Here is a 13619-nt window from a genome sequence, read left to right as displayed (position 1 = left end):
GTTAGCGATTTTGAGAAATTGCGCAACATTAAGTCCATTTCGGACATAAACGCGCAACAAATGCAAATCGGGAGGCCGCAATGGCAGCTGCATATGACGATCGCGACGGCAAAATCTGGTTCGACGGAAAGCTTGTGGAATGGCGTGACGCCAACGTCCACATTCTGACCCACGCAATGCATTATGCGTCGTCTGTCTTTGAAGGTGAGCGTTGTTACTCTGGCAAGATCTTCAAATCACGTGAACATTCAGAACGCCTGATCAAGTCCGGCCAGCTGATCGATTTTGACATTCCTTACACAGTGGATGAAATCGAAGCAGCCAAGCAGGCCGCCCTTGATGCCAATGGTTTGAAAGACGCGTATGTACGTCCAGTAGCATGGCGCGGGTCTGGCACCGATATGGGCGTCGCTGCTGCTGCCAACCCTGTCCACCTTGCCGTGGCCGTTTGGGAATGGGGCAATTACTACGGTGATGCGAAGACCAAAGGTGCCAAGCTCGATATTGCCAAATGGAAGCGTCCGTCGCCGGAAACAGCGCCGTCCCAAGCGAAAGCTGCCGGTCTGTACATGATCGCCACCATGTCCAAACACGCCGCAGAAGCCAAAGGTTGTTCTGACGCGATGATGTTTGACTACAAAGGCGACGTTGCCGAAGCTACGGGCGCGAACATCTTCTTCGTGAAAGATGGCGAAGTGCACACGCCGGACGCATCCGCATTCCTGAACGGGATCACCCGTCAGACTGTTATCGGCATGCTGCGCGAAAAAGGCATCACAGTTGTTGAACGCACCATCAAACCAGCAGAACTGGAAGGGTTCGAACAATGCTGGCTGACAGGCACTGCCGCTGAGGTGACCCCAGTTGGTCAAATCGGCGACTACAACTTTGAAGTTGGCGCCATGGCACAAGAAATCGCATCGGACTACGAAAAACTGGTTCGCATGTAATCAGATCGGGGCGCTTCGGCGCCCCTTTTTATTGACGTTTAGCTGTCGGACTTGCGTCCCAAATAGCTAAAGACCAACGCGATGGTCGCAGGCACCGTCTGTACAAACAGGATGCTAGGCGACGCGGTTGCAGCCCCGAACAATCCCGCAGCCGCCACAAAAAGCAAAAAGCAGGTCGCGACATTTGCCGACCAATACCGATCCTTGATCAGCAACGACCACACCAAACCAACCGCAAGAAACGCATTGTAGATGCCCTGATTGCCCGCCAGAACGATTGTCTGTTCGAACAGCTCTTCAGGGAAAGTCGTAAAGATTTTGGGGCCACGTGTGGTCCACGCGAAGATTTCAAACCATGCGATATAAAAATGCAGCGCAGCGATTGCCGCAATGAAGACCATCGAAATTTTGCGCATGCGTTTTCCTTTTGCAGCAGCCCGTTTCAAGACTGTAGCAGATCAACGCGTCGTTGGCCGATGAAAATCACGCGCCCTAGCGTCACTTCCCGCCAATTGATCCCATCGCTTTGCGTGCTTGTGCTCTTTGCAGGCCCAACGTCCGTTCACGCCAGATGATCAAAACCCCCGCAGAGATAACAATCGCGGCACCCAGAAGCATTGTCGCCGTGGGGACTTCGTCAAAGATGAAATACCCGATGCCGAGCGCTAACAGCATGGACGTATAGTCAAAGGGCGCGACCAACGACGCGTCGGCGTAGCGATAGCTTGATGTTAAGAAAATTTGACCGATCCCGCCGAAAAGCCCCGCACAAATCAACAAAGCCGCCGCTGACCAGCCGGGCCATGCCCAGCCCCAAGGAATCGTAAACAACGACAAGATGCTTGATGTGACTGTGAACCAGAACACGATCGCTGCCGTACCCTCGGTCGCGACCAACTTGCGCACAAAAACCTGTGCGAGTGCCGCCAGAACGGCCCCCATAAAGACCACCAATGCGCCCAGTGTTTCGGACACGCCCAGCGCAGCGGACAGGCGCGGTGACAGCACGATCAAAACCCCGACCATGCCCAAAGCGACGGTGGACAACCGGAATATCCCGACTTTTTCGTCCAGAAACATCGCAGCAAAGACAACCACCAACAGGGGGGCTGCGTAGCCAATCGCCGTGACTTCAGGCAGCGGCAGCAGGCCCAGACCAGTGAACCCGAGCCCCATAGCGCCCGTCCCGATCAATCCGCGCCAGAAATGGCCCAAGGGGTTATTGGTTTTCCACCCGTCCCGCAATTCATGCCGCATCGCGAGCCAGCCAAAGATAATCGGCAGCGCAAAGAACGACCGGAAAAAGACGGCTTGGCCAGGCGGTACACTGTCAGCCGTCGCCTTGATCAGGCTGGCCATACAGACAAACATACATACAGAAATTACCTTGAGCGCGATACCATGGACAGGTTGCATTGGCGGCCCCTTTCGGGGTCACACTAGGCTTGGTTCATCTGGGTGCAAGGCCGCAATTGTATCGATATAATCTGGCGCGACGTCCACCGGCACGCCCAGCGCGCGGATCGCATCAACATAAGACATGTCATCTGCATCGGCCCCATCGCCGGGTGCGCGCAAGATTACCTGCTTGATCCGACCGGGGTGTCGCTGAACGGCGTCGCGATACACATGCGCATCGTGCTGGCCCGTGTCACCGATCAGATAGAACGCCAAATCAGGATTTGCAGCAAGGACACGATCAATCGCGCTTCCCTTATGGTCCCCATGAGTGCCTGTGATGAATTGCGTTTCCGATATCCCGTAATCGCGCAAGAACTTGGGCGCTTTGGGCAATCCAGTGCGTGCGAAAATCTGATCAAGGAAACCGTGCATATTCCAAGGTGACGAACTGATGAAAAAGACGGGATTGCGCCCATTCTGGTGCAACTGCGTCATCAACGTAACCGCGTCAGGAAAGACCTTCCGCGTCAAGGCATTACCCGTCAAAGACGTCCACAAGTTGCGCCACAACGAATAGGCGCCCGTTTCCATCATTGTATCATCAATATCAGAGATCACGCCGAAATCCGCATCAGGGTGTGGAACGAACACAGGGCAAACAGCAGTCACGTCGCCTGCCGAAATCACCTGATCGGTCCAACCTGTTTGGTCACCGCGTGGCACGAGAATGGTAAAATACCCTTCCTCGTCCGTCACTGCCGTGTAGTCACCGCAGGTCACAGTCACATCGGCGACCTCATCGGTCAGGAATAGAGCCACCATCTGACGTAAATTCCGCCATTTACTTTGATTAGCATGGGCTACCGTTTTCTGCGCGTTGCCGAGCACACGCCCGCGCACGACAAGGTGTTCGGGCGTCGCGTAACCGATATAAGGCGCGATCACCGATGCCACGTGTCGCCGCTGAATAAGCGGGTCGAGGCGGCGTTCAATCGCGCTGGCGATACGGGCAAGACGGAGTTTTAGCATTATTCCCCCACCACAACTTCAAGCACCGCACCGTCCGTGTCGTCGATCAGTACAAAGACGCGACCGTCTGCGGTGACCTCTACATCGCGGACGCGGCCCACGTCGGTCAAAAGCCGTTCTTCCCCCGTGACCAACCCGTCTGTCATCTTCAGACGCACAAGCGCACCGGGGTTCAGCGATCCGATCAGAAGATCATCCTGCCAATCCGAATAAGGACCGTCGTAAAACGACATACCACCTGGCGCGATCACCGGATCCCAGTAGTAAACCGGCTGTTCTGTGCCGTCTTGCACCGCCACCCCTTCACCGACGTCGCTGCCACGGTAATTGATCCCGTAGGATACAAGCGGCCAGCCGTAATTGCCACCGGCCACCGGTTTGTTCAACTCATCCCCACCGCGCGGACCGTGTTCAATGGTGTAAAGCGCACCATCTGGCCCAATCGTTGCACCCTGCATATTGCGGTGCCCGTAGGACCAAACGGCGTCATCGCCAAGCTGGTTCACAAAAGGGTTCGACGTCGGCACGCCGCCTGTGTCTGTGACGCGAATGACCTTGCCGTGCGTCGTTGTGATATCTTGCACCAATGTGCCATCATCACCGGCGCCGCGATCGCCGGTTGTGATCCAAACGGTACCGTCAGACATCGGAATCACGCGACTGCCGAAATGCTGGCCCTTCGATGTCGGGTTCGACTGCACAAAGATGTCGCGGACGTCTGTTAACGTGTTGTCGTCCCCAATTATGCCGCGCGCAGCGGCGGTGACAGCACCACCATCGACCGGCTTTGCGTAGGTCCAGAACAACGTACGGTCCGTCGCAAAATTGGGGGACGCGGCAACATCCAGCAAACCGCCCTGTCCTTGATCCCAGACATCGGGCAGACCGGTTATCGGATCAGACAACACACCGTCCGCATCGATCAATCGCATTCTGCCAGGCCGTTCAGTCACCACAAAGCCGCCATCAGGCAATGCGACGATCCCCCAAGGGCGCTGCAGACCATCCGCGAAAATCGTCGTGGTAACGGGGGTTGCTTCCAACGCAGGGGCGCGGGTCTGTTCAGGGAATGCAGGGTCGAAACCGGCATTAGGCGCGCCCTGTTCAACCTGACCAATGGCCAGCGTGGGAAGTACAAATAACAGCAGGGTCAAACGCATGGTCGCAATCCTTTTCTCGGGGCTAATGCACAGCGTAAGGTGCAACTGCCCAAAGCCAATTCAAGTTCCCGTGGTCAGGCAATCAATGGCCCAACGGGCAGCATCAGCAACGGCTGGATCGGTATCATTGACCAATGGCTTCGCCGCATCAACGAGCGTTGGATCGCCGGAATTTCCGATTGCATACAGAACATTACGCACAAATCGGTCCCGCCCAATTCGTTTGATCGGAGACCCCGAAAACCTTGCGCGAAAATCCGCATCATCAAGTGCGGCAAGTACAGCCAAAGGCGGGGCAAGGTTGTTAGCACGCGGATCATATTTCGCATCGCGCCCGTCTTGGGCAAACTTGTTCCACGGACAAACCGCCAAGCAATCGTCGCAACCGTAAATCCGGTTGCCCATCAACCCCCGCAATTCGAGATCAACAGGACCCTTATGTTCAATCGTCAGATACGAAATACACCGTCGGGCATCCAGTCGATAAGGCGCGGGAAAAGCATTGGTCGGGCAGATATCCAGACACGCGGTGCAATTGCCGCAATGGCTTTGCTCTGGCGCGTCCGGTTCAAAATCAAGCGTCGTGAAAATTGCGCCCAAAAAGAACCACGACCCCAGATCACGCCCCAACAAATTGGTATGCTTGCCCTGCCAGCCCAATCCGGCGGCCTGTGCCAACGGTTTTTCCATAACCGGAGCCGTATCAACAAATACTTTTATTTCCGCGCTCGGGTCCTGTTCGATCAACCAGCGCCCAACCCGCTTGAGACGCTTTTTGACAACGTCATGATAATCGCGGCCTTGGGCATAGACGGAAATCGCCGCGCAATCCGGTTGCTCCAAAACAGCCAACGGATCATGATCAGGCGTATAAACCTCGGCGAGCATGATCACCGATTTGGCAGCAGGCCAAAGGGCTGCGGCATTACCCCGCCAATGCATCCGTTCTGCCATCCAAGCCATTTGACCATGCATGTCGGCATCAACGAAAGCAGCTAATCTGTCCGCAGTTTCAGGTGCCGCGTCAGGCCGACAAATGCCAACCTTCGCAAAACCTGCGTCCGTGGCGAAAGCGACAAGATCATCACGCAGGCCCATATTTCTTTTGGTCCTAAATATCTCAGGGGTTTGGGGGCTGGCCCCCAACCGATTTATCGCGAAAAATCGTCCCGCGTTTAAAAATCAAGGTCCGCATAGTGGCGCGGTTGTGGGAAACCCGGCACCTGATCGGCCAGCAACGTCCGGAAGGCAGGCCGTGATTTGATCTTTGCGTACCAGTCTTTGACGATCTCGGACCGGTTCCAATCCACGTCAGAGATATAATCCAAACAGGACAGTTGCGCCGCAGCTGCGAAATCCGCCAAAGACATTTCATTGCCTGCCAACCACCGACGTTGGTCCAGCAAATGCGTCATGTAATCCAGATGATACCGGATCGCCTTCGCACCTGATTTCACGTTCGCGCTGTCGGGATATCCTGTCCCCATCACCTTGCGGAACACGCGTTCGCCGACCAGCATCGACGTCACTTCTTTGTAAAACTTGTCGTCAAACCACGCGACCAGACGGCGGACTTCGTAACGTGCTTCGGCCCCTTTTGGCAGCAAAGCAGGCGTCGGATGCGCTTCTTCCAAATATTCGCAGATCGCGGCACTATCGGCCATCGTCCGGTTGCCCAGCTTCAAGATCGGCACTTTGCCCGCAGGATTGCGCCGCAGGAAATCGCTGTCCTGTTCCCAGTACCGTTCTTCGACCAGTTCCACTTCAATTTTCTTCTCAGCAAGGCTCAGGCGCACTTTGCGAGAAAAAGGTGACAGCGGGTAATGGTACAAACGATTCATTGGGGTCCCTCTTGTGGTGCTTGTCTTCAATGCCGCAACCGGCGTCCTGTTTCAATGGGCGTCTCTATTCGCCGTTGAAACAAGCGGCCCGCCCGTCGACACGGATCGTTGCTGCACCGTCCAGAATTGATGCCGCACGCCTGCGGGTCGCATTGGACGGGTTCGATGCAGATCGCGTTTTTGGAGACGGCAGGATTGCAGCAAGTCGTGCCGCTTGTACCGCCGATAGGTCGGACGCATTGACGCCAAAATAATGACGCGCTGCGGCCTGCACCCCAAACACGCCTTCATCGAATTCAGCAACGTTCAGGTAGAGTTCGAGCACCCTGTGCTTTGTCCAGATCAGTTCCGTCAGAGGTGTCCACAATGCTTCCGTCGCTTTGCGCACCCAAGATCGGCCATGCCACAGGTAGACATTTTTGACGACCTGCTGCGAAATCGTGGAGGCCCCGCCTGTGCCGCCCCGTTCAATCCGGTCGCGAATTGCGTTCACATCCAGCCCCCAGTGCAGGCAGAAATTCGCGTCCTCTGCCGCCACCGCAGAGCGGGCCATCACAGGTGCAATGTTTTCGAGTGGAACAAAGTCGTATGCCACATCCCCGACACGGCGACCTTCTTGAAACATATAGGGCGTCGTTGGTGGGTTCACGACGGCGTAGAGCACTGTCAGCCCTACGACGACAGCGATGGCGCCAAGTACGACCCGCCAAAACCAGCGCCGCATCCTTTGGATCAGCGACGTCCCCGGCATCGCCTTTTTCGCAGGCTTGCGCGGCTTTGCTTTGGTTTTACGGGTTGATTTGGCCATAACGCCTTAAGTCATAGGCACGGGCATCTGGTCAAGCATGGTCGCACGCGATCGCACGTGTCGCCACACCGATCAAGCGGCAAACACAGCTTCGGATTGTAGGACAATTGCTTCACGACCTGACAGGTTCGGACGAGCCATGCAAAGCCCGTGATCCACACCGTCATCCTTCAGTTCGGGAAACAGGGCAAAGAGTTCTGCGGAAACGCCCGGCATCGCCCCGAGAATGTAGTCTCCGGGATAAAAGCTTTCGGACCAGGTCCCGTTAGCCTGAATAACTTCGTGCTGGGCAAACAGAATGTGATGGTACGTCACGGTCTGAACCGGTTCGGATGTGATCAGATCGCCATCGACAAGATCCTTTGCGGCGACAAGCACTTCTTTCTCTCCGAAATAGAATTCAGGAATCCAACCGGTGACGAGCATGCGGTGCTGCGGTGACACCAACAGTGCGGTATCGTTGCCAAATGCACCAGGGGCGAACCGGATCGGAGCGAAATCTCCGCCACCCCAAACGCTGCGCCGCCCGTGCCAAACGATAGGCTGAAATCCGTGGTCACGCGTCCAAACCAGATCACCTGCGACCAAGTCTTCGACTTTCCGGTAACCTTTGTCCGTCCTGATCAATGACCCTGACACGAAACAGGGCGGGACAGGAAAATTGGACACGCGATCCGTATCCAGATCGGTCGTCGCCAGCTTTGTGTTACCATTGCTTAGGTTTGGTAGGCCGTCACCATCGGCGTTCATATCAACCGCAAATGTTTGCGTTGAGCCATCCGCCAAATTCACCCTGACAAAAGCAGCGTCTTGGGATGAATCCGCCCGCACATCGCCATAACCTAAGAATGTATAGGTCAAAAAGGTAACGCCACCATCGATCGACACTGTTTCGCCGCCGGTCGGCCCACCAAGTTGGTTATCGACGTCCTGAAATATCAATTGGGTCGTCGAATTCGCGACGATGTTGATATTGCTGCCATCCGTAAACGGATCTCCGTTCACATTTTGGGCGGTTAGAGTGAAATCAGCCACGTCAAAAGTCCAATACACTAACTCATGTATAGACAGACTATTATTCGATTTTGTCTAAAAGGTGACGTGAAGCGGGCACACAGCAATGTTGCACACGTGCAACGCGACTTGAAAAGCAAAGGGGACAGCCCTGCGGCTGTCCCCTCGATCTTATTCCGCTGGAATTGCCTGTTCTTCAGTCGTCAGCGGATGCTTGAGGTGCACCAGCATTTCTTTCGGGCAAACCTGCACGAAGTTGGCTTTTTCAGTATCCCAATTCTGCAGAATTTCAGCAGCTTTGCGACTGTCTGTTTCAGCCAAGTGGCGCTTGATCAGCCCTAGAAGCTGATCTTCCCAAGCCGGAACAGTCACTGGGCATGTCACCAGCGTTTCCATGTTGATCAGGTCGCCTGCGGCACCCTCAGGATCATAGATGTACGCCATCCCGCCTGTCATACCAGCACCGAAGTTGGCACCAATCGACCCAAGGATTACGGACACACCGCCAGTCATATATTCACAACCGTTTGTGCCGCAGCCTTCGATCACGACCTGCGCACCGGAGTTCCGTACGGCAAAACGTTCACCTGCGCGGCCAGCCGCAAACAGATAACCCGCAGTCGCACCATAAAGCACAGTGTTCCCGATGATCGTGTTATTTGCAGCCACCAGTGGGGACGCCATTGGCGGACGTACAACGATGGTCGCGCCAGACAGACCTTTACCCACGTAGTCGTTGGCATCGCCGGACACTTCCAGCTTTAGACCCGGCGCACCAAAAGCACCAAGCGACTGGCCCGCAGAACCGCGCAGTTTCACGGTCAGATGGTCAGGTTGCAGGTTGTTGCGCATCCCGAACTGTTTGACGATGTGGCTGGATGTACGTGTCCCGATGGTCCGCAGTGTGTTTTGCACTGCGTAATCAAGCTGCATCTTTTCGCCGTCGTTCAAAAAGCGTGCCGCGTCCTTTACGATTTGCGCGTCAAGCGTATCGGTCACCGCGTTGCGTGGTTTGTTGCGGTCATATTTGATCTCGCCAGCGCCATCGACAGTGATCAGAAGCGGGTTCAGATCAAGGTCATCAAGATGAGCAGAGCCACGTGATACCTGCGTCAGCAGATCAGCACGACCGATCACTTCATCAAGGCTACGTGCACCAATAGACGCGAGGATTTCGCGGACTTCGGTGGCGTAGAATGTGATCAAGTTCACGACCTTATCGGCGTTACCTGTGAACTTTTCGCGCAGTGCTTCGTCCTGTGTACACACGCCTACCGGACATGTGTTGGACTGACACTGACGGACCATGATGCAGCCCATCGCGATCAATGCGGCAGTGCCGATACCGTATTCTTCGGCACCCATCATCGCGGCCATGACGATGTCACGACCTGTGCGCAGGCCACCATCAGTCCGCAAAGTCACACGTTCACGCAGGTTGTTCATCGCGAGCACTTGGTGTGCTTCGGTCAGACCCATTTCCCACGGCAAACCCGCGTATTTGATGGATGTCGCAGGGGACGCACCAGTACCACCGTTGTGACCTGAAATCAGGATCACGTCGGCCTTGGCCTTTGCAACACCAGCAGCAATAGTCCCAACGCCAGACGACGCCACCAGTTTAACCGTCACCTTACAGCGCGGGTTGATCTGCTTGAGATCGTAGATCAGCTGCGCAAGGTCCTCGATCGAATAGATATCGTGGTGCGGCGGCGGTGAAATCAGCGTCACGCCTTTGGTCGAATGGCGCAGACGCGCGATCAGATCAGTGACTTTCATCCCCGGCAGCTGACCACCCTCACCCGGTTTCGCACCTTGGGCGACCTTGATTTCAAGCTCTTCACATTGGTTCAGATATTCTGCTGTCACACCAAACCGGCCAGACGCGACCTGTTTGATCTTCGCAGACGGGTTGTCACCATTTGGTTCCGGATGGAAATGCGCCGGATCTTCGCCGCCTTCACCAGAATCGGATTTCGCACCAATCCGGTTCATCGCAACGTTCAGGGTCTTGTGCGCCTCTGGTGACAAAGCACCCAAAGACATGCCCGGTGTCACGAACCGTTTGCGGATCGACGTGATGCTTTCGACTTCTTCAATCGGGATCGCGTCGCCCATTGTTTTGATCGCAAGCAAGTCGCGCAAATGGATCGGCGGGTTCGATTGCATGGACTTCGAGAACTGCTGCCACATCGCGTAGGACGCTTTGTTACAAGCGGCTTGCAGCATGTGCATTGTCTGCGCTTCCCACGCGTGTTTTTCTCCGGACCGACGGGATTTGTAGAACCCACCGATTGGCAGCACGTCGTTCGCCGCTTTCCAGCCTTTTGCGTGAACTTCTTCGACCTTGGCTTGGATACCGATGGTCCCGATGCCGGAAATCCGTGACTGCATGCCAGGGAAATATTCGGCGCACATCGCGCGACCCAGACCGACGGCTTCGAAATTTAGACCACCGCGGTAAGACGACAGTACCGAAATACCCATCTTCGACATGATCTTCAGCAGACCCGCGTCAACGGCTGCGCGGTAACGGCGCACAGCATCAATCAAGGACCCTTCGATCAGGCCACGTCCGATACGATCAGCAATCGAATCCTGTGCCAGATAAGCGTTCACAGTTGTCGCACCACAGCCGATCAGAACCGCAAAGTAATGCGGATCGATACATTCGGCAGAGCGCACGTTGATGGAACAGAATGTCCGCAGACCGTTCTTGGTCAGGCCGGAATGCACAGCAGATGTCGCGAGGATCATCGGCATCGGTACGCGTGTTTCGGACTGGTGTTGGTCAGTCAAAACAAGGTGACCAGCGCCTGAACGCACGGCATCTTCCGCTTCGGCACGAATGCGTTGCAGCCCCGCGCGCAACGCGTCGCGGCCTGTTTCAAACGTACAGTCGATGAACGCGACGTTGTCCCCAAAATGCGCAACCATTTTGTCAAATTCTGCGTTCGCCACAAACGGGCTTTCGAGCATGACGATTTCGGTTTGGCTGCTGTCTTCGGACAGAACGTTCTTGAGGTTACCAAACCGTGTTTTCAACGACATCACGCGGCTTTCACGTAGTGAATCGATTGGCGGGTTTGTCACCTGAGAAAAGTTCTGGCGGAAGAAATGGGACAGCGGACGGTATTTCTTGGACAGAACCGCAGAAGGTGTGTCGTCGCCCATGGACGCGATCATTTCCTTGCCGTCTTCGGCCATCGGGGCCAACACATTTTCCAGCTCTTCGATGGAATAGCCAGCAGCCACCTGACGTTTGCGCAGCTCTTCGCCCGCGAAAACAGATGTTTCTGGCAGGTCGCGCATCGACAGTGAAAGGTTGTTAACCTTGCTCACCCAATCACCAAATGGCTGCGCTGCGGCCAGCGTGTCTTTCATTTCGGTGTCGTGGAACAGTTTGCCCTCTTTCATATCCACGGCAATCATCTGCCCCGGACCAAGCGCGCCTTTTTCAACGACTGTGGATTCGTCGATGGTGACCATGCCCACTTCGGAACCCGCGATCAGCAGGCCGTCGCCAGTCACGACATAACGCAGTGGACGCAGACCGTTCCGGTCCAGACCACCACAAACCCAACGACCGTCGGTCATCGCAAGGGCCGCAGGACCATCCCATGGTTCCATCACAGCGTTGCAATAGCCGTACATGTCCTGCCAAGCCTTCGGAATATCCACGGCTTGATGCGCCCATGCTTCGGGTACCAACATTGTCTTGGCCATAGGTGCGTCGCGACCTGCGCGCACCAGAACTTCGAACACGGAATCGAGCGCGGCTGAGTCAGATGTGCCTGACGGGATGATCGGCTTAATGTCTTCCGCCATTTCACCAAATGCGCCGGACGCCATGCGAATTTCGTGGGACCGCATCCAGTTGACGTTGCCCTTTAGCGTGTTGATCTCGCCGTTGTGCGCCAACATGCGGAACGGCTGAGCCAATGACCACTGTGGGAATGTGTTTGTGGAATAACGCTGGTGGTAGATCGCGAACGCAGATTCAAAACGATCCTCGAGCAGGTCAGGATAGAAATCGGCAACCTGTTCGGCCAGCATCATGCCTTTGTAGATGATCGAACGGCAAGACAAAGAGCAGAAATAGAAGCCTGCAACGCCTGCACCTGTCACCGCTTTTTCGATACGACGACGGATGATATACAGTTCGCGTTCGAACTGTTCCTCGTCGATGTCCTTCTCATTGCGAATCAGGATTTGTTCGATTTCCGGACGTGTCGCGTTGGCCTTATCGCCCAAGCATTTCACGTTCACAGGCACATGGCGCCAGCCATAGATGTAGTGGCCCATGCGCAGCACTTCGGCCTCAACAATGGTCCGGCAGCGTTCTTGTGCGCCGAAATCGGTACGCGGCAGGAACACCTGACCAACCGCGATCAGCTTATCCTGATCCGGTTCGTGACCTGTGCGGCGTACTTGATCGTAGAAGAATTGCACGGGAATTTGGACGTGGATACCAGCGCCATCGCCAGTTTTACCGTCCGCATCAACAGCACCACGGTGCCAGATCGCTTTTAGCGCATCGATGCCCTTTTGCACAACGCCACGCGACGCTTCACCGTCGATCGCTACAACAAGACCAACACCACACGAAGAATGTTCTTCTTCTTCACGGTACAGGCCGTTGTCGTTCATCCATTGGCGCTTTGCCTCTTCGGCGGCGACCCAGTTTTCATCAAAGTTTGTCATTGAGGGACTCCAAGCGTTGGATCAGGGATGGGGCAGACGACAAAGTCTCACCGCAGCCGTGTTTTGGGTTAGCTGACAAAAAGCCGGGCTCACCTGGGAAGATGAATTCAACCGGATTGTCGTCGTTATCAAAGGTGCCGTTTTCAGTCGTGACTTTGCTGGATCCGGCAAGGAACATGTTGAAGCGCAGGGAAATATATTCATTCCCTTCAGACGCCCATTTCACATCACCTGCTTCATCATAAGCGGTGATGTTGTATTGCGTCTGATCAAGCACAACGCCGTCGATGGTGATCTGTTCTCCCGTCAACGAATCCTGACCCACATAGCGTGTTTTCCCGACTTCTTCGGATTCGGTCATAAAGTCGTAGGTGTCGATGCCCATCTCAACCAGTTCAGAGAAAGACGCGCGATCACGCGGTTCCGCCTCGAGCCGTTCAACATGACCGGACCCGACGTGGAAACTTTCAACCCACTGCGTTTCTTCATCAATCTCACCGGCGTATGTGACGCCGTTTTCGCCAATGCTGATCCGGCGCTGGTGGCCTTCGGCGTCACCTTCACAGGTAAAGATATGGTCGACAGAACAGGCTTCGGTCTGGATTGTCAGGTAGGCATCGCAGCCCGCTGGCAATTCAAATACTTCGGCAGTTTGGGCGACAGCAGGAACCGCTGCGCTGATCAAAAAGCAAGTCAGTGTCTTCTTCATAAG

Annotated in this window: 11 protein-coding genes; 1 reads left to right on the top strand and 10 read right to left on the bottom strand. The window is 55.3% G+C overall.

The window, feature by feature from the left end:
• Nucleotides 1-80 precede the first annotated feature (80 nt).
• The gene (locus AC0L7R_RS01400) at nucleotides 81-950 is read left to right on the top strand and encodes a branched-chain amino acid aminotransferase (RefSeq protein WP_473658456.1); all 870 of its coding nucleotides are present in this window, start codon (nucleotides 81-83) and stop codon (nucleotides 948-950) included.
• A gap of 38 nt (nucleotides 951-988) precedes the next feature.
• Here the strand turns inward: AC0L7R_RS01400 and AC0L7R_RS01395 are convergent, their stop codons facing one another.
• The 10 genes from AC0L7R_RS01395 to AC0L7R_RS01350 all read right to left on the bottom strand — a co-directional run bounded on the left by AC0L7R_RS01395 (nucleotide 989) and on the right by AC0L7R_RS01350 (nucleotide 13616).
• Complete coding sequence (locus AC0L7R_RS01395) at nucleotides 989-1366, bottom strand: DUF1304 family protein (protein ID WP_473658454.1); 378 nt, start codon at nucleotides 1364-1366, stop codon at nucleotides 989-991.
• Nucleotides 1367-1448: 82 nt separating this feature from the next.
• Nucleotides 1449-2366, bottom strand: coding sequence for a DMT family transporter (locus AC0L7R_RS01390; RefSeq protein ID WP_247127904.1), 918 nt, complete (start codon nucleotides 2364-2366; stop codon nucleotides 1449-1451).
• An 18-nt stretch (nucleotides 2367-2384) separates the two neighbouring features.
• Nucleotides 2385-3380: a phosphatase domain-containing protein gene (locus AC0L7R_RS01385; RefSeq protein ID WP_473658452.1), complete on the bottom strand. Its 996-nt coding sequence runs from the start codon at nucleotides 3378-3380 to the stop codon at nucleotides 2385-2387.
• Nucleotides 3380-4540 carry a PQQ-dependent sugar dehydrogenase gene (locus AC0L7R_RS01380; RefSeq protein WP_473658450.1) on the bottom strand — a complete coding sequence of 387 codons (1161 nt, stop codon included), beginning with the start codon at nucleotides 4538-4540 and terminating at the stop codon, nucleotides 3380-3382. The genes AC0L7R_RS01385 and AC0L7R_RS01380 overlap by 1 nt, the downstream gene beginning before the upstream one ends.
• A 60-nt stretch (nucleotides 4541-4600) precedes the next feature.
• A complete protein-coding gene (gene queG, locus AC0L7R_RS01375; RefSeq protein WP_473658448.1) occupies nucleotides 4601-5638 on the bottom strand; it encodes a tRNA epoxyqueuosine(34) reductase QueG in 1038 nt (345 codons plus the stop codon).
• A gap of 77 nt (nucleotides 5639-5715) precedes the next feature.
• Nucleotides 5716-6381: an FtsZ-binding protein FzlA gene (gene fzlA / locus AC0L7R_RS01370; protein WP_247127908.1), complete on the bottom strand. Its 666-nt coding sequence runs from the start codon at nucleotides 6379-6381 to the stop codon at nucleotides 5716-5718.
• A 64-nt stretch (nucleotides 6382-6445) separates the two neighbouring features.
• Nucleotides 6446-7189 carry a monofunctional biosynthetic peptidoglycan transglycosylase gene (mtgA, locus tag AC0L7R_RS01365; protein ID WP_473658446.1) on the bottom strand — a complete coding sequence of 248 codons (744 nt, stop codon included), beginning with the start codon at nucleotides 7187-7189 and terminating at the stop codon, nucleotides 6446-6448.
• A gap of 72 nt (nucleotides 7190-7261) precedes the next feature.
• Nucleotides 7262-8224, bottom strand: coding sequence for a Hint domain-containing protein (locus AC0L7R_RS01360; protein ID WP_247127910.1), 963 nt, complete (start codon nucleotides 8222-8224; stop codon nucleotides 7262-7264).
• Nucleotides 8225-8374: 150 nt separating this feature from the next.
• Entirely contained in the window at nucleotides 8375-12907 is a 4533-nt protein-coding gene (gene gltB / locus AC0L7R_RS01355) for a glutamate synthase large subunit (RefSeq protein WP_473658445.1), read from the bottom strand.
• Nucleotides 12894-13616: a hypothetical protein gene (locus AC0L7R_RS01350; RefSeq protein WP_473658444.1), complete on the bottom strand. Its 723-nt coding sequence runs from the start codon at nucleotides 13614-13616 to the stop codon at nucleotides 12894-12896. Before AC0L7R_RS01350 ends, gltB begins: the two co-directional genes overlap by 14 nt.
• Between the last annotated feature and the right edge of the window lie 3 nt (nucleotides 13617-13619).

The sequence above is a fragment of the Yoonia sp. D2-7 genome (assembly GCF_055809435.1).
Note: the sequence above shows the minus strand (reverse complement) of the source record. Positions and strands in the feature narration are given on the sequence as shown.